Origin of the sequence: Methanomassiliicoccus luminyensis B10, assembly GCF_000308215.1 — an archaeon.
Classification (GTDB): domain Archaea; phylum Thermoplasmatota; class Thermoplasmata; order Methanomassiliicoccales; family Methanomassiliicoccaceae; genus Methanomassiliicoccus; species Methanomassiliicoccus luminyensis.
On the sequence record NZ_CAJE01000014.1, the window covers coordinates 63,436 to 85,479 of the forward strand.

The following is a 22,044-nucleotide window of genomic DNA, read 5'->3' on the forward strand; positions in this document are numbered from 1 at the left end:
GTCTGAGGCAGCGCCCGGCCTATTGCGGGCGGCATCACGTTCCAGGGGCCCGAGGGCCCACATCATCAGTGGATATCTGAAGTGATAAGTTGTCACAGAGCAAGGAAGAACAACAAGGTAAGAGAAAAAGCGATGACGGGCTGCGCAAGCTCCTGCGGTTGGCAGGCCAGAAGCGAAGCTGGCTGACGGCTTCGGCCATATTGGGGGTGCTCAGCGAGGTCTTTGGGCTCATCCCGTTCGTGGTCATCTACCTGGTGGCCGTGGACCTCCTGAACCCTCCCATTGATGGAGCGTACGTATGGGGCCTTGCCACGGCGGCGCTCGCAGCCCTCGTCCTGAAGGCCATCACGATGTACGCGTCCGCCATGCTGTCCCATGTCGCCGCGTTCAATATCCTGTACGGGCTGAGGACCAGGCTCGCCAAGCACCTGGGGACGCTGCCCATGGGATATTTTACCGACCGGAGCACCGGCTCCATAAAGAAGGTTGTAGGAGAGGACGTGGAGCGCATCGAGCTGTTCATCGCCCACCACATCCCTGACCTGGTCTCGTCTATCGCGCTGCCGACGCTCATCGCGGGGGTCCTCTTCTTCGTGGACTGGCGGCTCGCGCTCGCTTCCCTGGCCCCAGTCCCTCTGGCGTTCATCGCGCTCTCCAGGATGACCAACAAGGCCATCATGGACAAGGAGATGAAGCGCTACCACAACGCGCTGGAGAACATGCACTCCATCATCGTGGAGTATGTCCGCGGGATGCCTGTGATCAAGGTCTTCAATCAGACCGTTTTCTCGTTCAAGCGGTTCAAGGGCTCGGTGGACGAGTACCGCGACTGCACCACCGGCTGGGCCAAGAGGTCCAACTGGTCATGGACCTGGTTCAACGTCCTGCTGGGCTCCTCTCTGGCGTTCATAGTGCCGGTGGGCATCTGGCTCTACTCCGCGGGCGAGGTGACCATGGCCACGTTCATGTTGTTCCTCATACTCGGCGTGGGAATGGTCCGCCCGATCTACAAGGCGGCGTTCATCATGAGCAACCTGGTGATCATCAAGGAGGGAGTTCAACGCATCGACGCGGTGCTCAGTGAGCCTCCCCTTGCGGAGCCGAGAGTGCCCCTGGTACCGAAGGACTTCTCCGTGGAGTTCCGCGATGTCTCGTTCTCCTACGGCGAGGGCGAGGTGCTCAAGGACGTGAGCTTCGTGGCCCGGAAAGGTACCGTGACCGCCCTGGTGGGGCCGTCAGGGGCGGGCAAGTCCACCATCGCCCAGCTCATACCGAGGCTCTGGGACATCAACAAGGGGCAGATACTCATCGGGGACGTCGATGTCCGTGACATCCCCACCAGTGAGCTGATGGACAAGGTGTCCTTCGTGTTCCAGGACACTTTCATCTTCTCCGATACCGTGCTGGAGAACATCCGCATGGGCAAGGAAGGCGCCACCCTGGCGGATGTCGTGGAGGCGGCCAAGGCCGCCCAGGTGCACGATGTGATCGCGGCGCTGCCGCAGGGGTATCGGACCGCCATAGGGGAGGGCGGACACCACCTGTCCGGCGGGGAGAAGCAGCGCATCTCCATCGCCCGGGCGATCCTGAAGGACGCGCCGATAATTCTGCTGGACGAGGCCACCGCCTTCGCCGACCCGGAGAACGAGTGCAAGATCCAGGAGGCGCTGAGCGCTCTGATACGGGACAAGACCGCCATCGTCATAGCCCACCGCCTGTCCACGGTGGTCGACTCCGATCAGATACTGGTAGTGGACGGCGGTGAGATCATCGGCAGGGGAACGCACCGCGAGCTTCTGGGCTCCCAGGGGCTGTACCGCAGGATGTGGGACGCCCACATTGCCGCGAGGTCGTGGAGCATCTGAGGGAGGGTTTACATGCTCGAGTCGCTACGAATAATCACCGGGAACAGGCTGAACAAGCTCACAGCACCCACCATCTGGAACGCCCTTCAGTTCGCCTGGAGGGGCGTGCCGTACAGCTTCTTGTACCTGATACTGCTGGAGCTTTTCGCCTACAACGAGGACCCCGCCGGAGGGTTGGACACGACCCTGCTCGGCATATATGTGGCAAGCCTGATCGCCTGCCTGGCGGTGCAGCTCCTTATCTCCAAGAAGGCCTATGATTCCATCTACGTGGCCGCCTACACCCTGGTGTCGGACGCCAGGATCCGGCTGGGGGAGCACCTCAGGAAGCTTCCCATGGGTTTCTTCAAGACCCGGGACCCCGGCGACGCCACCGCGCTGCTGCTGCAGGACATGGACAAGGTGGAGAGCACTTTCAGCCACTCCTTCCCGGACCTGATAAGCTGCATAGCCTTCCCGGCGATAATGGCGGTGTTCCTCCTCATCGCCGACTGGAGGCTGTCCCTGGCCATGCTGGCCTCGGTCGCCATAGCCGTGCCCGTCCTGGTGATCTGCCTGAGGATCATGAGGCGCTTCTCCCTGCGGCAGATCGGCGCGCGCAACAATGCCGCCTCCCGGACCATGGAGTACGTGCAGGGCATAAAGACCATCAAGGCGTACAACCAGACCGGGCTCAGGTTCTCCCGCTTGGACGATGCCAACGCGAAGATGCGCAAGGAATGCATCAAGCTGGAGGCGGTGCCGGGACCGTTCATCATGTCCTACATGTTCATCCTGGAGATGGGGTTCGTGGCGGCCCTGATGCTCGGCACCTACTACGTGCTGGGCGGCACCCTGACGGTCCCCATCTTCTTGCTGTTCCTTGTGCTAGGGTACCAGTTCTTCGAGCCCCTGAAGCAGACGTCCATGTTCATAGCCGAGATGAGGTACATGACCGTGGCCGGGGAGCGCATCAGCGACGTCCTGTCGTCCCGGCCGCTCCCGGAGCCGAAAGAGGCCGCCCCGCTGGACAGGTTCGACATCGAGTTCAAGGGAGTGACCTTCGCGTACGGCGACAAGGACGTCCTCAAGAACGTGGACCTCAGGGTCCCGGAGGGGAGCGTGACCGCCCTGGTGGGGCCCTCGGGATCGGGCAAGACCACCATGACCAATCTGATCGCCCGGTTCTGGGACGTGAACGGCGGCCAGGTGATGATAGGGGAAAGGGATGTCCGGGACATGCCCTCCGAGGACCTGCTGTCGCACATCAGCATGGTGTTCCAGGACGTGTACCTGTTCAACGACACCATCCGCAACAACATCAGGATCGGCAGGCCCGGCGCCTCGGACGCGGAGATAGTCGCCGCGGCCAAGGTGGCGCAGTGCCACGAGTTCGTGGAAAAGCTGCCGCACGGCTACGACACCGTGGTGGGGGAAGGAGGGTGCACCCTGTCCGGCGGGGAGAAGCAGCGCATCTCCATCGCCCGGGCGATCCTGAAGGACGCGCCGATAATTCTGCTGGACGAGGCCACCGCATCCCTGGACCCGGAGAACGAGATGCAGATACAGCAGGCCATCGGGGCGCTGGTGCGGTCCAGGACCGTGGTGGTCATAGCCCACCGGCTCAACACCGTGACCGGAGCGGACCAGATCGCGGTACTGGATAAGGGAGAGATCGTGGAGCGGGGGAAGCACGGGGACCTTCTGCAGAAAGGGGGCCTATACCGCCGCCTCTGGGACGAGCAGCAGACAGCACACGGGTGGAAGCTGGGGGCCAGTCCAGCCAGACCCTCACCGGAGGAGATCGGGCCGGGCCTTCCGTCCCGGTCCGCAATAGGAGGATCGAGCGAATGAACAACACGAAGATATTAGCGGCGGTGCTGGTCGCGATAGTGGTGATCGGCGCCGCGTGGGTGGTATGGCTGAGGTCCGAGGGAACGGACGGCGATAAGGCCACCGTGACGGACCTGGCAGGAAGGAACGTGGCCGTGGAGCTGCCGGTGGACAAGGTGGTCCTGGCGGACATGGAGTCGATCAACGCCTTTGCCGCGGTGGTGGGTCCGGACTTCCTGGACCACATCATCGGGGGGCTTTCGAACTGGGAGGCCAGCTATCCGGACATGTATGAGGCCTACATCGAGGTCTATCCCGGGGTCGCGAAGATACCCTCAGTGGGAGATCTTTACACCGGGTCGTTCAGCACCGAGGCCGTGATAAACCTCCAGCCGGACGTCCTGATACTTCCGCTGTGGTGCACGCAGCTCGGGGACAGCGCTCCGAACGTCGACATTCTGAAAGAGGCCGGCATACCTACGGTGTTCGTGGACTTCTACACGGACCCATATGGGAACAATCAGGGCAAGAGCGTAGACCTGCTCGGAAAGCTCTTCGGCAAGGAGGAGCGGGCCGCCGGGATAAACGCCTTCTACGAGACGGAGGTCAACAAGGTGTTCGGGCCCCTGGGGTCGATCGAGGAAGATGGGCCGACCGTATATGTGGAGTGCCCCTCCAACGGAGCTGACGAGCACGGGATCACCACCAAGCACATGGGGATAGCGATGCCTGTCGATTACGCGGGAGGAGAGAACATCGCGAACGGTCTGACGCTAGGACAGACCGGGGCCTCGGTCACGCTGAGCTACCTCATCGACAAGGGCCCCGAGATAATACTGTTCAGCATGACCACCTACTATCCGGACCTCGTGGGCAAGGATATGTTCGGGTTCGGGAGCTTACCCACCGATGATCAGCTGTCCGATATGGCCGGCCAATACCTGGAACGCAATGGGTGGAGCGAGCTGACCGCGGTGAAGGAGAACAGGGTGTACTTTTATTACAATAACCTGGCCTTCGGCATCGAGAACTTCGCCGCACTGCAGCTAATGGCGTCCCTGTTCTACCCGGAGGAGTTCGGGAGCCTCGACCCCCTCGGAAGCCTGGAAGAGTTCTACGAGCTGTACATGCCCATCGAGTTCGAGGGGACCTGGTTCTACAGCATCGCAGATATGAGCAGGTAGGCATGCCGTGCCCTGGCCGGGCCTGTTCCCGGCCGGGCTCATTTTTTCCATTGTTTATTCCCGATGCAGATTTAGGATGCCCTAAATCTTTTATACTACCGATTGCATGACTGTTTTGCCGCGATTTAGGCATACCTAAATGTGGTCCGGCGGAGAACATGTTGGCGCCGCCGGAGGCCCGCGCATGGCAACAAAGTGTCCAAGCATCTGCGCACGGGATGCCCATAACCCTCGCGCACCGCGTGCCATGCGCCGGGCCGAACCGCGTTTGCACGAAAGGGACCTCTGCCGAGGCGTGATGCGGCGAATGGGCGAACGGAACATGTACACCAAGGATGGATGAAAGGGGATTGATGGGAAATGCGCACGAGCGGAGGGATCAGAGGTGTTAACAGGGCGGTCCGGGTGATGGGCGGGATACAGAAAAGCAACGGCACCTTCCGGCAGCTGTGGAGGGTGACGGGGCTCCAGGAGCACGAGCTCGAGGGCGAGCTGGAAGTGCTCCGGCACCTGGGATATGTGGAAGTGGTGTCCCGGACGGGCGGGGGGAAGCGCGTAGCCTCCTCGCGCGCCAGATCGGCCCTCTGCGGCCTGCCCGGTGCCGCGTACCGGCTCACCGAGAAGGGCAAGCGGGCGTTCTCGTCCTTCGACTGAGATCAGGCCTGCCTGGTCCGGACCGGCGCCTTCTTCGCGGAGGCCGCCTTGGCGTGCCGCTCGGTCCTGAACCGAGCGGCCACCTGCTGAAGTTCGAGGGCCATCTCGCTGAGCGCTTGCGCCCTGGCGGTCAGGTCCTCCATCGAGGCGGTCAGCTCTTCCGTGGACGATGCCGACTCCTCGGCCGCCGAGGCGGTCTCCTCGGCGATGGTGGCGATGCCGTCCACCGAGGTGGCGACCTTTAGCGAGCTATGCTTCTGGGCATGCATGAGCGAGGATATGGTGACTATCTCCTTGACGGTCTCGGCGGAGAGGGACGAGATCTCCTGGAAGGCCTTCCCAGTCTGATCGACCATGACCATGCCCTCGACCACCTCGCTGGTCCCCCGGCGCATGGAGGCCACCGCCCGGGAGGTCTCCTTCTGCACCTCTTTTATCATGCCGGCAATGCGCTCGGCCGCCTCCATGGAATCCTCGGCCAGGTTCTTCACCTCCTCCGCGACCACGGAGAAACCCCTCCCCTGGTCCCCGGCGCGGGCGGCCTCGATGGCCGCGTTCAGCGACAGCATGTTGGTTTGATCGGAGATCCTGGTGATGACGCCGACGATCTCCCCGATCTCCTCGGAGCGCTTCCCCAGCCCCTCTATCACTTTCGCCGAGCTCTCCACCACTCTCTGGATCTCCTGCATCTTCTCCACGGTACCCAGGACCACGTTCCTGCCGCTGGCGGCGCTGGCATCGGCCTTCTTTGCCGCCTCCACGGCCAAGGCGGAGCGGGCGGCGGCGGTGTCCGTAGAAGTGGCCATCTCGGCCATCAGCCTGGCCGCCGCCTCCACCTGAGCGGCCTGGTCCTGCGAACCTCGGCTGATGTGCTGGATCGCCGTCGACACCTGCTCGGTGGACGCGCTCATCTCTTCAGCTGACGAGGCCAGCTCCTGCGAGGTGGAAGATACCATGCCCACCGAGCGGTTGACCTGGCCCACCAGCCTCGCCAGCGATTCCCCTATCATGTCCAGGGACCTGGCCAATCGTCCGAGGTCGCCCTGCGCTTCCACGCCCATCCTTGAGGACAGATCGCCCTCAGCATAGGAGCCGGCGACGCCTATGGCATCGTTTATGGGCGCGATGACCGCGTCCAGCGTGGCATTGATGCCCTGGACGATGGTACGGTACTCCCCGCGGTGCTTCCCCATATCCGCCCGGGTGGACAACTTTCCCTCCACCGCCGCGGCGGACAGCGCGTTCACGTCCCTGGCCAGCGAGGCGATGGCCTCGACCGCCCGGCCCAGGCTGGCGTTGATCAGCTTGAAGTTCTCCCTGGCGGCCTCGGTGTAGCGGTCCCCCTTGGAGACGATCATGTTCAGGTCCAGCTTTCCCTCCGCCAGCTTGATGAGGTTTCCGGCCAGGCGGTCCACCTCCACCCGGGTGTAATCATCCACCCTGGCGGTGGCGGTGATGTCGGAGATGAAGCCTTCCACGGCCACCAGCTCGCGGCCTTTCAACACCCCTCTCCCCTGCTCCCATACCGTCCTGACCTCTCCGGAGTCGGTGCGGATGCGATAAGTGGTGCGGTATAGGTTGCTGGTCCTCAGCCCGTCCTGTATCTCCTTCCACACCCTGTCGGCGTCCTCGGGCAGCATTAGCGAGCCAAAGGAAAGACCCTTGCTGGCGATCAGGCTGGAGGCCGGGTACCCGCAGATGTCCACGCACCCGTCGCTGATGAAATTCATAGTGTAGTCCCGGTCGTTCTTGCACCTGAACACCATGCCGGGGAGATTGCTCATCATCGAGGACACTTTCCTCTCGCTCTCCTTCAGCGCGTCCTCGGTCCTCTTGCTCTCGGTGATATCGGTGATGTAGCCCTCGATGGAGATGACCTCGCCGGACGGGGACACTACTGGCCGGCCTCTCTCCCAGACCCACCGCCGCTCCCCTGATTTTGTGAGCACGCGGTAGGTGACGGTGTACGTTCCCCTCCGTTCGGCGCCGCCCCTCACCGCTGCGGTGACCATCTCCCGGTCCTCCGGGACGATGACCTCGCCGTAAGCGATGACGCTGTTGCCGAGCAGGTCCGACGGCGCGTACCCTATGAGGTCCAGGCACCCCGCGGTCACGTACTCCATGGTCCAATTGGCGTCCAGCTTGCAGCGGTAGGCCATGCCGGGGAAGTCGGCCAGCATGGAGGCCATCATCTTTCCGCGCTCCGCGAGATCGGCGTTCTCCCGCCTCTCCGCGGTTATGTCGGCGAGCATCAGCATTGCACCGCCCCCCTCCACTGGCCTTGACGCCAGGACCACGGAGGCCACGCCGCCGCGGGGGCCGGTGAAGGCAACGGGCCGTGGCGACGGTTCAGCGTCGCCAGGAAGCTCCGGTCCCAGAACGCCCAGCGCCACCGGGTCAAGGCCCAGGAGGCTCACGGCGGCCTCATTGGCGGCCATGATGTTCCGCTCGCGGTCGATCAGAAGTGAGGGCAAAGGCGCCTGCGCTACGACGATCCCGGCCCATTCCGGGCAGAGTTCCCTGCCGGCGGTCGCGTCGTGAGGTCCCGAAGATAAGGAGTTGGGGTCCTGAGTCTACATATTAGACTATCAAAATTAAAAATTTCATATTTATATCTTGAAGTGAACGCTATCATTCTAAGGTTCGAAATTCAAAGGGTCCGATGTTGGAGCGGGGACCCTCAGTATTGCTCCTGCTTATTGAACCTGGGGCGGACCTTCATCGCCTTGTCCCCCGTTTCCTCCTTTACCGCCTCGACGAGCCTCTGCCTCAGCAGGGGGTCCTTGGACACCTCCATCCTTATGATCTTCCAGTCCGGGGAGCATTTGGTCGCCGACACATGCTGGTCGGTGAACTTCCGGATGGCCCGATCGACCGCCTTCTCGTTATCCTCGGTAATGGCTATGCCCTCTTGCCGCAGGATCTCCTCGAACCACTCGATGCAGGACATACGTCTGGACGTCCACCATCAGCTAGAAAGGCGCATGGGTCGCTTTCTGCGCCGGGAGGCCCCTGCGGCCCTGTTTTAGTCGCGTTCATCCGTTCCCGGCCTAGTGAGCATGAAGTAACATAAGGGGCCGTATCGCATAGGGGCACGCGATGAGCAAGGAAGAGAAAATGGCGGAGATCCGCTCCAACTTCACCGAGAGGTCCCAGGAGTATGATGCCTGGATCAGGAAGATCGTCCCCCGCTACGACGAGATGCTGGACGCCCTGATCTCATGCATCCCGTTCAAGAAGGACACCTCGTTCCGGGCCATCGACATAGGGTGCGGCACCGGGGCCGTTTCCAAGAGGCTGCTGGACGCGTTCCCCCGTGCCGAACTCACCTGCCTGGACATGACCGAGAAGATGATGGACCTGGCCAAGGAGAGGTTGAAAGGCCGCCGCAACGTGCGGTTTGTGCTCTCGGACATCTATGACTTCGAGTTCGACGGCCCCTACGACGCGGTGATCTCGTCCCTGGCGCTGCACCACATCATCACTGACGAGGACAAGAAGCTGGTCTACCGGAAGATCCTCGGCGCCCTGGCCCCCGGCGGCTCGTTCTTCAACGCCGACCTGGTCATCGGCTCGGACGCCGCCATGCAGGAGCTGAACATGAGCAGGTGGAAGGAATTCATGTATAGGGGCCTGGCGCGGGACTACGTCGACGAGGTACAGGTCCCCCGCCACTACCATGAGGACTCGCCCTCCAAGCTGGTGGACCACCTGCGGTGGCTGGAGGAGGCCGGCTTCACCGGCGTGGACGTGGCCTGGAAGCACCTCAACTTCGTGGTGTACGGCGGAAGAAGGCCTCTTCTCCCCCCGTGAACGGCGGGCAGGGGCCTTGAAATAAGGGCAAGGGCGTTCAAGACGTCAGGAGCCTAGTACAATGAAAGTCATCGGAATCAACGCAAGCCCGAGAAAGCATGGGAACACCGAAACGCTCATCCAGACGGTGCTGGACGCTGCCGCGCAAAAGGGGTACGAGACCGAGAGGTTCGACCTCAACACCATGAGCTACAAGGGCTGCCAGGCCTGCATGTGGTGCAAGACCCACGGCCACTGCAAGCTCAGCGACGACCTGACCAAGGTGCTCGACGGGATCAAGGACGCCGATGCGGTGGTGTTCGGCTCGCCGATCTACTTCGCCCAGCTCACCGGGCAGTTCAGGATGTTCCAGGACCGGCTGTACTCGTTCGTCGGCCCGGACTTCAAGGTCAGCCTCAAGCCGGGGAAGAAGGCAGTGGTCATCACCGCCCAGGGCAACCCCGATGCCAACGCGTTCAAGACCGCCCCGGACGCCCTGACGGCCTCGCTGAAGATGCTGGGGTTCTCTGTCGTGGACACCATCTTGCTGGAGGCGGGGAACAGCCCCTCCGCGGCCAAGGACCGGAAAGACCTCTTGGACAGGGCCGCCGCGGCCGGCGCTTCCCTCTGAGGCCGTCCGGCCGCTGAGGACCGGGCGCAAACCCTTTCCCCCTCCGCGGGGGGCCGCCCCTCCATTTATCTGCCCAGAAGTGCAAGGACGCTCGCTTTGTTGCCTATATCGGACAGGGTGCGTTCCTTTGATTTCAGCCAAATGATAATGGAAAACGTTGATATTGAATAAGCGCACAGACATATCCTCGGCGACCACCTACGGAGTTTGATCACGTGACTCTGCCGGACGACATGAACAAGGGCGGTTTGGAAACTCAGCGAGCGCACCGGAGGCATGAACGGATCGGCCTGTTCATCGAACTGCTTCTCAGCAAGTACGGGAAAATGACCGCCCGGCAACTGGTCACCGCGTACATCGACGAGACGTGGCCGTTCAAGACGGCGAAGCCCAGCGTGGACGCCAACCAGGTGAGCAAGCTCATCAAGAAGCGCCCCAATATAGTCGCCGAGCCCAAGGGGGACCTGCTGGCATACCGGATCAAGGACCGGCCGGACCAGAGGCGCAGCGGCGGGGCTCAGTCGGAGTGAATCAATAAAAAAGGAGACCGGGCCTTCTCGGCCCTGGATTTTCCCGTGAGCTCGTGCTCAGAGGCTTTTCAGGAGAGGGACCACGTTCTCGGGCACCTTGTCCTTCTTCATCGCGTAGGCCGCCCTGATGTACGGCAGCGATTCCGCGGGAGAGGTCACCAGAGAGGGCGATCCGTTCTCGACCTTGTAATCAACGGTCAGCTTGTTGGCCAGCCACGGGTCCGGGCACAGGTTCCGGGCGGTGTCCTGCAACAGCTCAAGACTGGGCTTGTAGGGGTCGCCGGCGGCGGCCGGGGCGTTCATCTGCTTGGGCTGTCCCCCCTGGGAGGACCCTCCAATCATCTTTTTCAGCCTCTCGAACAAGTTCGTGCCTCCAAATATCCAGGCTATGTGATTTGGCCCCCCTATGGGAAAACACGATATTATCCTTTGCTGAGTCTGTGCGAGAAATTACGAACGTTCGTGATTGTTAAGGGTAGCACCCCCTCCGTCCGAAGGTTCGCGGCGTACGACGCCTGACAGGACGACCTCATGGCTGGCATCGACGAGACCCCCAATGGATCCGCCATCGGGGCCTCGACAGCGCGGATGTGGTCCCCATCTTCAATTCTGGGGCGGGCACCCCCGCCCCCGGACCATCCCGGGAGCCTGGACGTCCCGCGGTAGGCGCGAACGTTCGTCAATCCGCCGATGATTTCCGTCATCAAGAATGACTAGAATACCTCTAAATGCCCGCGAGGTCGTTCTCGGTACGGCCCCTCGAAGGAGGAGCCGACCTGTGAATTTGAACACTGCTAGCTAGCGTGAGCGCTGTGGTGGTGATGGGATGGGAAGGTTCAAATTTGTCAAGGCGAAGAACTACAAGGATTATTGGATAATCAACGAGCTTGTCGAACAGTGCGCAGAGGAGGGCAAGGACGGCCGGTTCCGGTGGTGCTACGCGAAGAACGAGCATGCTCCACTGCCGTATGTAGAGCATGGCACCGAGGCCAAGCTGGTGGTGACCAAGGAGGAAGTTCCGCGGATCGTGGGATTCTATTCTTACTCCTCCGAGGCCAAGAGGCTCGATGTTGTCTACGTCCGGCCGAACTTCAGGGGCAAGCGCGTTTCCCTGGACATGCTCGACAGCTTCCTGCACATGTTCCCGGGGGAGAAGGAGCTGTACGTGCTGAACCCCTGCCGGACCATGAGGAAGATCCTCAACAAGCATTGCCCGGGGAGGTTCCGGGCGGTCGGCTCCGGCGATATCGGCGCGTCGTTCCTGACCTTCGAGGAAGAGGACCTTGTTTGCTCAAATGCATGATAATGAGGCGATTGACCAGGTGGTTAAATAGTGACGCCTGGCCCTGGTACCGGGGATCATTCTCCAGAATAATATATTTAATATATGGAAGTGTCATGCCGCCGCCATGACGCACTCATCGCGCATATTCCGCCCCTTTCTAGCGGTGGCGGTCGTCCTGATGATGGTGTGCGTATCGCTTACAGCGATATTCGCCACCACCGGCACTCAGGCGGCCTTTGCCACCCTGGAGAAAGGGGACAAGTGGGCACTGCAAGAAGAAGAAACATTCGTGCTGTCGCTTTCATCGAGCAACGGCCTCCTTAACTTAGGGGATGACGACTCCTTCCTCAGGAACGCTACTATCGACAATGTTCTGCTGAATGCGAATGTTGGCATGTACGTCCTGTTCGAGGTCACTGATGTCAATGAGACCGCATACGTGATCAAAGTGACCGCGGCAGAGAGCATTGCTCTGGTGGCCAATCTGTCCATGACGGGCGAGTTCGTAGAGCCTGGCTCCTATCTGGAATGGGCAGAACCAGGATATGCGAACCCCGACAACCTCAAGGACATCGAGGATGCTCTCGTTTCAGAGAGGACGCTTGACGCTGATATCAAGCTGGCGGGTGGCTCCCAGCAGACCGCCCTATTCACCATAGAGAGGAGCACCATGAACGTGACGTCCATATCAGTAGACACGCTCACGTACCTTCGCGGGAACTTCAGCGGACACAACATCCCTCAAATCGATAGCTGGGGAAATTCTAGCTTCGAACAGCTGAACATAACATCATATGACGATTACTCCATGGGTCTCGTGCTGGACCTGCATCTTAGCGGCATTGTCTCATTCATCCCCGGCATAGCGTTCATCGCCGACGCTCTCCCCGAGCACGAAGAGTTTGAAAGCGAATTTCTCGTGAATGGCACCCTCAACTGGTCCGGAGTTCTCGACATCACTGGGCTGCCTAACTGGCTGACCGAGAAGATGTTTACCGAGGATGTGGCAAAGTGGGGAGTGACTGGATTCCCTGTTGATCTGGCCAAAATCTACAACCCTGGTTCCACCATGATCAACAATGGGACCATGGCGATCGATGACATCGATAGAGACCTCGAAGTCTACAACTACGCCAACAGGACCATAAACGACCCCGTCTTCGGGACCATACAGGTGCAGGAGCTTGGCATGACAGATAGCGTGCGCTATCTGTACTGCCCAGAGAACGGCCGTATAGTCGGCGCTGAGGTATACGCCATAAGCGATATGTTCCGCCTCAAGCTGGCCTCTGCGCCGGTAGCGGATGTGGAGAAAGCCATCAGCGGGGTCTCCGACCAAGTGGAGAAGAAGCAGACCTATGACCAGATCATGAACAAGGACGAGCCCGAAGGCTTGCCCCTAGAATGGATTCTGGTGGCCGTGATCGCTGTCATCGCCGTTGTGGCAGTCGGCGGCTTCCTCTACATGAGGAAAAAGAAGCCTGCGACGTAATCCGGAACAAACACTAAAAACACCCCCTTTGGGGGCCTTCCAGTTTTTATTTTTCAGAGGCTGGCGGACGAGCTCACGTCTTCACTGGCTCGGATCCGGGCGCCTTCGGTCCCTCGGGGGAGCTCTCCGGCAGGGCGCACAGCGCCTTGAAGAACGGCATGATCTCGTCGAGCGCCGCGAACACACGCTCCTTGAGGTCCGCCCCCACCTCGTCCTCGGCGAGCTTGACCCAGAACAGCATGCTGGTGTCCATGCAGTCCCTGGCCCGGCGCTTGGGGTCGGTCAACCAGGAAGCGTCGACCTGTTTGCTCTCCACGGAGTCATTATCGAGCTGCAGGAAGTACTCGGGCCTCACCACCAGGCTGTTCCTCAGCTTCTCCGCGAGGTGCTCCAGCCCGGGGTTCTCGATGACGCCTTGTATGAACCTGCTACGGTTGCCGTCCGCACCGTACAGAAAGTGATAGCCGAAGGTGACGCCGGTGAAGGCCCTGCCCCTCCCGTCCCTGATCACGCCGACCTCGAGGAATATCTCCGGCTCCACCAAATGCTCGCCCCGATGGTAGTTCTTCCTCAGCATGACCGTGGAGCATTTGGTGTCGACGCTGGTCATGAAGTTGAAGGGATAGCCCCTCACCACCATCTCCCCGTCCAGGCCCCTGGAGGCGGCATATTCGTTGAATATCGACTTTAGATAGGTCCAGTAGTTCACGCCGTACCTGGTGGTGAACTCTTTGTCCAGGTCGCCGATCGCCTGCGCAACTCCTCCCTCGGCATCGGACTTGGTCGCTTTCCGGCCCGTGATGCCGGAGCCAGTCACCTGCCTTGCCATTTTTATTATGTCCTTTACCGGGGATCTGTCCGCTATGTTCTCACAACCTGTTCCCACCGCGGTCGTCGTTCGACGTCCGACGATGTAGCTTTCCCTGACACATGAGGACATATTTAGAGCTTTAGCACTGTCAGCCATCACAAATGAATACTGGACAGTAGTTTAAGGAGCGAATGTTCGTTAGGAAGTTGACGGAAGTAGACATCGGAGCGGTCATGGAGGTGCAAGAGGAGGCGTACCTGCCTGCCCTGCTGGAGACTCCGTCGACGTTCCTGAGGAAGATGGCGATCTTTTCCGAGGGGGCGGCGGGCTGCTTTCAGGACCGGCTCCTGGCCGGCTACATTTTCTGCCATCCCTGGACGGCGGGGGTGCCGGCCCCCCTCTCCGCCGATGACCTGTCGCTCCCCCGGAACCCCGACACCATGTACTTGCACGATCTTGCCGTCCGCCCCTCCTGCCGCGGGAAGGGGGCAGCGGATCTGCTGCTGGACGCCGCCTTGGAACGAGCCCGCGAACGTTCCTTTGACACCGCCACCCTGGTGGCGGTGCAGGGCGCCGAGAGGTTCTGGGGAAAGCATGGCTTCGTGAAGATAAAAGATCTGGATTACGGGCCCGGGGTCGCCGCCGTCCTCATGATCAGGGAACTGGACCGGTATAGCCGGCGCTAGTAGAACCATCCCTGGTACTGCCCGGTGACGGGGCACCCCATGCACTTCTTGTCCTGGAAGGACCGGCACCCCCGGCACTGGATAAGGGTCCCGCAGGGCGGCTCGCCGGTGACATCGACCGTGAGCGAGGTGGGCACCACCATGTCCCTCTCCGAGCTGATGATCATGTTGAAATCGACATCCTGGACCCATGGGTTGGAGCGCAGGTGGCCGTTAACTATCGCCTCCAGAGTGGCGATGTTCTCGCTCATGAACATCAGGCACAGGTTGCTCTTCCCGGAGATGGTGAAGCCGTTGGCGAAGTAGGGGCAGCCGCGGAACATGTCCATTATGGCCGTGGGGTTGTTGGAGACTATGTCCACCTTGGCCATGTACAGCCCCATCTTGAGCGGGTTTATCCCGGTCTGGCTCTCGATGCCCCCGCTATCGCGGAGCTTCCTCACCCGCACCGCCACGGACGGCTGGGACAGCCCCACGGCCCGGGCTATCTCATCCTGCGACACCCCGGGGTCCTGGGCGAACATGGTGATGATCTTGCGGTCCTTCTTGTCGAGCTTCATGGCGGTAGTACAATAATTGATAGTGTATTTGATGGTTTAGTCTATCATTGATAGTGATTTGCATTATATTCTGTTAGCTCGCTCTGTAGTCCGGAGACGATCCGATGTATTGCAATCAATGCGAACAGACCGCCAAGGGCGTGGCCTGCACCGTCAAGGGAGTGTGCGGAAAGGACCAGGATATCCAGAGCCTGCAGGAGACCCTTCTCTATGGGCTGAAGGGCATCTCCGCCTACGCGTATCACGCCAGGGTGCTGGGCAAGAGGGACGAGGAGGTCGACGCGTTCGTTCACGAGGCCCTCTTCAAGACCCTCACCAATGTGGACTTCTCTCCGGAGGACATGTGGAGCACCGTCCTCAAAGCGGGAATGATGAACCTCCGCATCATGGAGACCCTCGACCAGGCGCACCTGGAGCACTTCGGGCAGCCCACCCCGGCCAAGGTAGAGACCTCCACGCGCAAGGGGCCGGGCATAGTGGTCACCGGCCACGACCTGCTGGACCTGGAAGAGCTGCTCAAGCAGACCGAGGGCACCGGGATCAACGTATACACTCATGGGGAGATGCTGCCCGCGCACGCCTATCCCGCGCTGAGGAAGTACTCCCACCTGGCCGGCAACTACGGCGGAGCGTGGCAGAAGCAGAGAAAGGAGTTCGCCGAGTTCGGCGGCCCCATCCTCGCCACCACCAACTGCGTGCTGATACCGCCCGATACATACAAGGACCGGCTGTATACCACGGGGCCGACCGCGGTCCCGGGGGCGAAGCACCTGGAGGACCGCAAGGACTTTTCCCAGATCATCGCCAAGGCCAAGGAGCTGGGCGACATACCGGCCAAGACCGGCCCGGTGCTGGAGACCGGCTTCCACCACAATGCCATCATGCCGCTGGCGCCCAAGATCATCGATGCCGTTAAGGCCGGAAAGATCTCGCACTTCTTCCTCATCGGCGGGTGTGACGGCGCCACCCCCGGACGCAACTACTACACCGAGCTGGCGGAGAAGGTGCCCAAGGACGCGGTCATCCTGACCCTGGCCTGCGGCAAGTACCGCTTCAACGACAAGGACTTCGGGAACATCGACGGCATACCACGCCTTCTCGACATGGGACAGTGCAACAACGCCTACTCAGCCATACAGCTGGCCGTGGCGCTGTCGAAGGCCTTCGGGGTCGGCGTGAACGAGCTGCCGCTCAGCATGGCGCTGTCGTGGTTCGAGCAGAAGGCGGTGGCCATCGTGCTCACCCTCCTCGCCCTGGACATCAAGAACGTCAGGGTAGGGCCGACCCTCCCGGCGTTCATAACGCCCAACAACTGGAAGGTCATCCAGGACAAGTTCAACTGGAAGCCCGTCGGGAACGTGGACGCGGACCTCGCGGCGATGATGGCCAACAAGTGAGGGCCACCGCCCTCCTTTTTCTTACTTTTCTCTCTTCCCCTCTTCCTCCAGCCTCTTCCTGATGCGCTCCAGCTCCTCCCGGTCCTCCTTCGGCACGGAGGGGTATTTCAGGCCCAGTTCCTGAATGGAGGTGGTCAGCACCTCTGCCACCACGCTCCGGGCGGCCCACTTGTGGTCCGAGGGGACCACGTACCAGGGCGCCCACTCCGTGCTGGTCCTGCTGAGCATCTCCTCAAAGGCGGCCATGTAGTCATCCCAGAAGTCCCGCTCCCTCACGTCGCTCAGGGAGAACTTCCATTGCTTCTCCGGGTGGCTGAGCCTCTCGATGAAACGGACCCGCTGCTCGTCCCGGGAGATGTTCAGGAAGAACTTCAGGACCACCGTTCCGTTCCTGACCAGATACCGCTCGAAGGCGTTGATGTCATCGTAGCGGCCTTCCCAGAACTCCTTGCCGATGCGGCCGGAGGGGAGATGCTCGTGCTCCAGCATCTCCGGGTGCACTTTCACCACCAGAACCTCCTCATAATGGGAACGGTTGAATATCCCGATCATGCCCTTGGCGGGCGCCGCCTTCATGTGCCTCCACAGGAAGGTGTGGTCCAGCTCCTCCTCCGACGGCGGCTTGAACGATATCACCTGGCATCCGGCGGGATTGACCCCGGACATCACGTGCTTGATGATGCTGTCCTTCCCGGCGGCGTCCATGCCCTGAAGGACCATCAGCACGGAGCGGGTGTTGTCCGCCCACAGCAGCTCCTGGGCGGCCTTGAGGTCCTCGGTATTGCGGGCCAGCGCGGCGTTGGCTAGGTCCTTCACCGCCTCCTTGCCCATACCCCTGAGATCGTTGTTCTGGTCCCAGCTGGCGTTGTAGTCCTTCAGCTTGACCTTCTTCCCCGGAGGGACCTTCATCCGGTTGTATATCTCGTCCCTAACCGCCTTGACGGCCTTCTCGTCCATCCGCTCACCCCCGTCCCGCCGATAATGTCCGCATGTGGATGCGTTCCGGCCATTTAATATCAAATGCTTCCTCGGCGCCGCCGGGAACGGGGGAAACATCATATTGCGCTATGCGCTTGGCAGCCTGCCGCGCCCCCTCGGCGTGGACCGTGACCATGCGCTCTGCCATCATCGTCGTCAAGATACCTGACAACATATTCTGCAGCGTCCCCCCGTCCAGCGGCCTGTCCTTCAAGGTGCTGCGCTGCGTGCCCAGGGGGCCCTCGGGAGGCTACAGCCTGGTCAAGATCGGGGCGCCCCCGGCGATGGATGAGGCGGCCCTGGTCGCGCTGCTGAAGGACTCCGAACCGGGCCGCGATGTGGACATCGCCTCGAGGGAGAAGGACGGGTACCTGGTGACGGTGTCCAACGCCCGGTGCACCGTGTGCGGGTCGGTGGCGGAATCGGGATGCTTCCTGGAGTCGGCGAGGCCTCACGGCGACGGGAGGATGACGTGGGGGATTGCCGCTCCGGACGCGGCGGCCATCCGGGGCTTGGTGGCCAGGTTGAGGGAGCGGGGGTGCGAGGTGGAGCTGGTCAGCGTGCGTGAGCGGGGGAGAGAGACGCGGCTGACCGACCGCCAGGAGGAGGCCGTCCGGGTGGCCTGCGATCTCGGCTATTATGACATCCCCCGCCGGACCGACCTGGACGAGCTGGCCGGGAAGCTGGGCATAGGCAAGTCCGCTCTGGACGTGATCCTGCGGAGGGCCGAGGGAAAGCTGGTGCGCTGCCACCTGGCCAAGGAATGAACGGCGAACATGTCCGCCGCAGGGGTTACATTGGCGGAGGTGGTTGCCGCCCCCGGAGCGATGCGACATGCTGGTCAGCGTACCGATATCTGACGACAAGGGGCTGGATAGCGCGTTGAGCGACCATTTCGGGAAGGCCCCGTCATACTTGATTTTCGACACGGCGACGGGGGAGAGCGGGGTGGTTCCCAACCAGAGCGATCACATGGGCGGGACCGGTTCTCCCCCCGAGCACATGGCCAAGCAGGGCGTGTCCGTGGTGGTCTGCAAGGGGCTTGGCCCCAAGGCCCTTACCATGCTGAGATCGATGGACATAAAAGTATTCGTGGGCGCCACCGGCGCGGCCAAGGATGCATTGGCGCAGTGGCGGGCCGGGAGCCTCATAGCGGCCACCGACGAGAACGCCTGCAAAGACCACCACCACTAGAGGATCACCTTGACCGTTCCGGGGCTCCGGGGGAGATTTCCCCCTTCCGCCGGGCCCCCGGGACCAGAACCCCGGTCGCGAAGCCTACCTTCTCACCACTTCCCTCTTGGCATACTCGGTGCCCGCCAGGATCTCCACGGTCTTCGATGATGCCATGAACGAGGAGTTCCTCTTCTCCCTGAAGGTGGCACGCAGGTCGTTGGCGGTGTCGATGTCCGGCCAGGGCGCCGTGACGTAGATGCTCAGGCCTTTCATTCTCTCTGCGGTGTCGGCGAAGGCCATGGCGGTGCCCCAGGAGATGTCGTCGAAGGCCGCCTCCCGGAACGAGGCCCGGTTGAACCCGATGAGGTTGTACCCCCCGTCCACCGCAGGGCCCAGCACCGAGTCCTTCTCCCCCAGGCCCATGACCGCTTCCTTGAGCATGTCCTCCGGGATGTCCGGGGCGTCACTGGCCATGACGATGACCTTCTCCTCTCCACGCGCGAACGCGTCCAGGAAGGTGTTCTTCACCCTGCTTGCCGGGCCGTCGCCTCTCTGGGGATAATACTCGTAGCGGTCCCCCAGCCACCCCTTCACCTGGTCCCCTGCCTCCGGGGGATGGAAAGATATGGCATGGCGGAGGCCCGAAGCGTCCAGCGTGGCAAGGGTGTCCTGCACGAAGGCGCGGTACAGCTCGGCGGCTAGCTCCTCGCCCACCTCCTCAGAGAGCCGGCTCTTTACCTCGCCCTCCTGCGGGAACTTGACCAAGAGAAGGATTTGGACATCGTCCGGGCCCTTGTTCTCATTCATAGGTTCCCAAGTCTATCTGGCACGTTGATATAGATTTCTGATGATGAGGCCAGAATAAGACGGGTTCGTCACTTCAGGGTGGCGGCACATTATTGTTGTATTAACAATATGTATAATTTGTATTAATAATTAAATTTATTATCGGATACAATTTGCATCTATTATTAATAAATCAACAAACATTGATAACATTCATATAGAGAGATGCCTGATATTCCTAGCAACGCTTAGGCGGGGGTCAATAATTGGAAATCATGATCATCACCGGGTTCCTGGGGTCGGGAAAGACCGCTGCGATCCTGGCCGTCGTGGACCGGGTGATCGAGAGCACCGGAAAGAAGGTTGTCGTCATCAAGAACGACTTCGGGAGGATCGGCATCGACGCCCGGGTCATGAAGAACGGCGGCCTTACCGTCCAGGAGATGCATGGCGGCCGCATCTGCTGCATGTCGGAAGAGGCCTTCCTGAAGACCCTTACGGACGTCGCGAGGGACATCGGTCCGGATATGGTGGTGGTCGAACCGACCGGGTTGGAGGACCCCATGAGCATCCTGGCGGCGCTGAAGGCGTTCGATGAGACGCCCCTGGATAGCGTCAGGACCGTCGTGGTGCTCGATGCCGTCCGGTTCGCCCGGATCCTGCGCGCGTTCCCCCGTCCCGTCGAGAGGCAGCTCAGGGCCGCCGATCTCGTGCTGGTCAACAAGATAGATGAGGTGGACAACATCGAGCTCGTAGACGTACTGGCCTGCCTGTTCGATCTCGGGATCAACGTGCCCATAGTCTCCGCTTCCATGGCCACGGGCACCAACGTCGAACGCGTCATCCAACAGCTGGTGAGCACATGATGGCCACTGACTTCACCGGCTATGCTGGCAAGGCCTGCATCCGTTTCAAGGCCGAAATACCGCCGGAGGAGCTGAGGACAACTGTCCTGGAGCTCGTGTCCAGGATCACCCTCGATTGCGCGAGAGAGGGAGCGTGGCTGATCGGCCACGTCAAGTGCCTCGTGGAGGACCCCCACGAGGAGTTCCTGAGCTGCAGTGTGACCGACCAGGGCGGGAAGGCAAAGTGCCACGGCAACATGTCCCGGGCGACCGACCGGTTCATCCTCATCCTGAACGTGCTCCTGTACGGGCTGGCCGACGAGCTGGTGGAGAGAATAGCCCTGGACAACCTGAACGCCAGTTTCGGGAACGCCCTCGAGATGGCAGTGGAGAACCTGGTCGAGGACCGCGAGCGTGAGCGCAAGCGATTGATACGATTCGAAGAGGACCGAAAATGATACTATGTTCTATAGCTGGATTCCTAGGCAGCGGCAAGACCACGCTGGTCATCGACCTGTCGAGAAGGCTGGCCGGGGAGGGAAGAAAGGTGGCCATAATTGTCAATGAGATAGGGGAGGTCGGGGTCGACGGTGCCCTCATGAGCGCGTATGGCCTGCAAATGAAGGAGATCACTGAGGGGTGCATATGCTGTGCTTTGTCCAATACTCTCATGAACACCCTTCAGCAGCTTGCCAAGGAGTACGACCCCGACGTCGTTTTCATAGAGCCGACCGGAGTGGCCCTGCCATCTAAGATCAACAAGGTCGTGAGGACCTCCCTGGTGGAATTTGACAAGAAGTTCTCCGTCTGCCTTGTCGACGCCTATCGAGCGCCGAGGATAAACCGGGAGGCGGGAGCGTTCTTTGCGACCCAGATAAAGGGTTCGAACCTCATCGTCATCAGCAAGATCGAGCTGGTCGACAGCATGGAACTGGTGTCGGTAATTGACATGGTAAGGTCCATAAATCCGAAAGCAAAGATCCACACCCTTTCCGCGAGGAACAACCTGGGGGTGGACGCCCTTAAGAACATCATCCTAGGGGAGAGCGTGGAGGGGGGCTAAAATGACCAAGAGGAAGACCGATCACTCCAAGGATATGGCCTCTGGCTCTTTCGGCGCAGAGGTGGTGTTCCGCTGCCCGGACATCCGGAAAGAAGTGTTCTCGGGGAAGATGCACGAGCTCATGATGGGGGTGGCCAAGCGGGTAGAGGCGGAGCGGGGGGCGCTCCTGGGCCATGCCAAGATGTTCGTGGAGACGGGCGGCGGATTCCTGAAGCTCAGTGTGGTGGACACCACGCTGGGGGTCGAGGCCATTCACGAGCTCAAAGCGGACACAATATCCGAAGGCAAGATCAGGATCATGGCCGTGGCCATAGGCATGAAGGACGGGGTCATCGAGGAGATCGTGAAGGACGAGGTCTCCAGGCTGTCGCCGGTGGTGCTGTGCGATATCCAGGAGCACGACCATATTTGCGATCATCACCACGAGCACGGACATGAATGCAAGTGCGCACGAAGGAGAAGGGGCCCCGGGCCCGCGAGTTGATGGCATTGAGGGG

General features: G+C 61.0%; 24 protein-coding genes. 17 read left to right on the plus strand and 7 right to left on the minus strand.

Annotation, left to right across the window (positions count from 1 at the left end):
• The first annotated feature begins 89 nt into the window (after positions 1-89).
• The 4 genes from WYS_RS08880 (at position 90) to WYS_RS08895 (ending at position 5,515) form a co-directional block, all read left to right on the plus strand.
• Positions 90-1,865 (plus strand): ABC transporter ATP-binding protein, encoded by a 1,776-nt coding sequence (locus tag WYS_RS08880; RefSeq protein ID WP_049796315.1) that lies wholly within the window; start codon positions 90-92, stop codon positions 1,863-1,865.
• A gap of 12 nt (positions 1,866-1,877) precedes the next feature.
• Complete coding sequence (locus tag WYS_RS14870; RefSeq protein ID WP_019177812.1) at positions 1,878-3,698, plus strand: ABC transporter ATP-binding protein; 1,821 nt, start codon at positions 1,878-1,880, stop codon at positions 3,696-3,698.
• On the plus strand, positions 3,695-4,861 hold the full coding sequence (locus tag WYS_RS08890; protein ID WP_019177813.1) for an ABC transporter substrate-binding protein: 1,167 nt from the start codon (positions 3,695-3,697) through the stop codon (positions 4,859-4,861). The genes WYS_RS14870 and WYS_RS08890 overlap by 4 nt, the downstream gene beginning before the upstream one ends.
• Before the next feature lie 408 nt (positions 4,862-5,269).
• The gene (locus tag WYS_RS08895; protein ID WP_026068973.1) at positions 5,270-5,515 is read left to right on the plus strand and encodes a hypothetical protein; all 246 of its coding nucleotides are present in this window, start codon (positions 5,270-5,272) and stop codon (positions 5,513-5,515) included.
• 2 nt (positions 5,516-5,517) lie between these two features.
• Here WYS_RS08895 and WYS_RS08900 read toward each other — a convergent pair whose 3' ends face one another.
• The gene (locus tag WYS_RS08900; RefSeq protein WP_019177815.1) at positions 5,518-7,989 is read right to left on the minus strand and encodes a methyl-accepting chemotaxis protein; all 2,472 of its coding nucleotides are present in this window, start codon (positions 7,987-7,989) and stop codon (positions 5,518-5,520) included.
• Positions 7,990-8,195: 206 nt separating this feature from the next.
• Positions 8,196-8,465: a hypothetical protein gene (locus WYS_RS08905; protein WP_019177816.1), complete on the minus strand. Its 270-nt coding sequence runs from the start codon at positions 8,463-8,465 to the stop codon at positions 8,196-8,198.
• Positions 8,466-8,614: 149 nt separating this feature from the next.
• On the opposite strand from WYS_RS08905, the gene WYS_RS08910 reads away from it, so the two are divergent.
• The 3 genes from WYS_RS08910 to WYS_RS08920 all read left to right on the plus strand — a co-directional run bounded on the left by WYS_RS08910 (position 8,615) and on the right by WYS_RS08920 (position 10,468).
• Entirely contained in the window at positions 8,615-9,328 is a 714-nt protein-coding gene (locus WYS_RS08910) for a class I SAM-dependent methyltransferase (protein WP_019177817.1), read from the plus strand.
• Positions 9,329-9,389: 61 nt separating this feature from the next.
• Positions 9,390-9,938: a flavodoxin family protein gene (locus WYS_RS08915; RefSeq protein WP_019177818.1), complete on the plus strand. Its 549-nt coding sequence runs from the start codon at positions 9,390-9,392 to the stop codon at positions 9,936-9,938.
• Positions 9,939-10,153: 215 nt separating this feature from the next.
• Positions 10,154-10,468, plus strand: a complete 315-nt coding sequence (locus WYS_RS08920) for a hypothetical protein (protein WP_019177819.1) — start codon at positions 10,154-10,156, stop codon at positions 10,466-10,468.
• Between the two features lie 57 nt (positions 10,469-10,525).
• Here the strand turns inward: WYS_RS08920 and WYS_RS08925 are convergent, their stop codons facing one another.
• On the minus strand, positions 10,526-10,831 hold the full coding sequence (locus WYS_RS08925) for a hypothetical protein (protein ID WP_019177820.1): 306 nt from the start codon (positions 10,829-10,831) through the stop codon (positions 10,526-10,528).
• Positions 10,832-11,294: 463 nt separating this feature from the next.
• Between WYS_RS08925 and WYS_RS08935 the strand changes: the two genes are divergently transcribed.
• Positions 11,295-11,771 carry a hypothetical protein gene (locus WYS_RS08935; RefSeq protein ID WP_019177822.1) on the plus strand — a complete coding sequence of 159 codons (477 nt, stop codon included), beginning with the start codon at positions 11,295-11,297 and terminating at the stop codon, positions 11,769-11,771.
• Positions 11,772-11,931: 160 nt separating this feature from the next.
• Complete coding sequence (locus WYS_RS08940) at positions 11,932-13,245, plus strand: hypothetical protein (RefSeq protein WP_147654338.1); 1,314 nt, start codon at positions 11,932-11,934, stop codon at positions 13,243-13,245.
• Between the two features lie 73 nt (positions 13,246-13,318).
• On the opposite strand, the gene WYS_RS08945 is transcribed toward WYS_RS08940, so the two are convergent.
• Positions 13,319-14,074, minus strand: coding sequence for a hypothetical protein (locus WYS_RS08945; RefSeq protein ID WP_019177824.1), 756 nt, complete (start codon positions 14,072-14,074; stop codon positions 13,319-13,321).
• Positions 14,075-14,247: 173 nt separating this feature from the next.
• Here WYS_RS08945 and WYS_RS14875 point away from each other — a divergent pair, with 173 nt between their 5' ends.
• Entirely contained in the window at positions 14,248-14,742 is a 495-nt protein-coding gene (locus tag WYS_RS14875) for a GNAT family N-acetyltransferase (protein ID WP_019177825.1), read from the plus strand.
• On the opposite strand, the gene WYS_RS08955 is transcribed toward WYS_RS14875, so the two are convergent.
• Positions 14,739-15,302, minus strand: coding sequence for an Lrp/AsnC family transcriptional regulator (locus WYS_RS08955; protein ID WP_019177826.1), 564 nt, complete (start codon positions 15,300-15,302; stop codon positions 14,739-14,741). The genes WYS_RS14875 and WYS_RS08955 overlap by 4 nt on opposite strands.
• Positions 15,303-15,406: 104 nt before the next feature.
• Here WYS_RS08955 and hcp point away from each other — a divergent pair, with 104 nt between their 5' ends.
• A complete protein-coding gene (hcp, locus tag WYS_RS08960) occupies positions 15,407-16,699 on the plus strand; it encodes a hydroxylamine reductase (RefSeq protein ID WP_019177827.1) in 1,293 nt (430 codons plus the stop codon).
• Between the two features lie 21 nt (positions 16,700-16,720).
• Here the strand turns inward: hcp and WYS_RS08965 are convergent, their stop codons facing one another.
• Positions 16,721-17,656, minus strand: coding sequence for a polyphosphate kinase 2 family protein (locus WYS_RS08965; protein WP_019177828.1), 936 nt, complete (start codon positions 17,654-17,656; stop codon positions 16,721-16,723).
• Positions 17,657-17,772: 116 nt separating this feature from the next.
• On the opposite strand from WYS_RS08965, the gene WYS_RS08970 reads away from it, so the two are divergent.
• Both WYS_RS08970 and WYS_RS08975 read left to right on the plus strand, forming a co-directional pair.
• Complete coding sequence (locus WYS_RS08970) at positions 17,773-18,444, plus strand: helix-turn-helix domain-containing protein (RefSeq protein WP_162137727.1); 672 nt, start codon at positions 17,773-17,775, stop codon at positions 18,442-18,444.
• Positions 18,445-18,511: 67 nt separating this feature from the next.
• On the plus strand, positions 18,512-18,871 hold the full coding sequence (locus tag WYS_RS08975) for a NifB/NifX family molybdenum-iron cluster-binding protein (RefSeq protein ID WP_026068975.1): 360 nt from the start codon (positions 18,512-18,514) through the stop codon (positions 18,869-18,871).
• Between the two features lie 84 nt (positions 18,872-18,955).
• On the opposite strand, the gene WYS_RS14880 is transcribed toward WYS_RS08975, so the two are convergent.
• Positions 18,956-19,660 (minus strand): TIGR04282 family arsenosugar biosynthesis glycosyltransferase, encoded by a 705-nt coding sequence (locus tag WYS_RS14880; RefSeq protein WP_019177831.1) that lies wholly within the window; start codon positions 19,658-19,660, stop codon positions 18,956-18,958.
• 254 nt (positions 19,661-19,914) lie between these two features.
• On the opposite strand from WYS_RS14880, the gene WYS_RS08985 reads away from it, so the two are divergent.
• From WYS_RS08985 to WYS_RS09000, 4 genes are read left to right on the plus strand one after another with little or no spacing between them, the layout of a single operon-like run.
• Complete coding sequence (locus WYS_RS08985) at positions 19,915-20,505, plus strand: GTP-binding protein (protein ID WP_026068976.1); 591 nt, start codon at positions 19,915-19,917, stop codon at positions 20,503-20,505.
• On the plus strand, positions 20,502-20,942 hold the full coding sequence (locus WYS_RS08990) for a hypothetical protein (protein ID WP_019177833.1): 441 nt from the start codon (positions 20,502-20,504) through the stop codon (positions 20,940-20,942). The genes WYS_RS08985 and WYS_RS08990 overlap by 4 nt, the downstream gene beginning before the upstream one ends.
• Positions 20,939-21,547, plus strand: a complete 609-nt coding sequence (locus WYS_RS14885; RefSeq protein WP_019177834.1) for a CobW family GTP-binding protein — start codon at positions 20,939-20,941, stop codon at positions 21,545-21,547. Before WYS_RS08990 ends, WYS_RS14885 begins: the two co-directional genes overlap by 4 nt.
• A 1-nt stretch (position 21,548) precedes the next feature.
• Positions 21,549-22,031, plus strand: coding sequence for a hypothetical protein (locus tag WYS_RS09000; RefSeq protein WP_019177835.1), 483 nt, complete (start codon positions 21,549-21,551; stop codon positions 22,029-22,031).
• Positions 22,032-22,044: the final 13 nt, after the last annotated feature.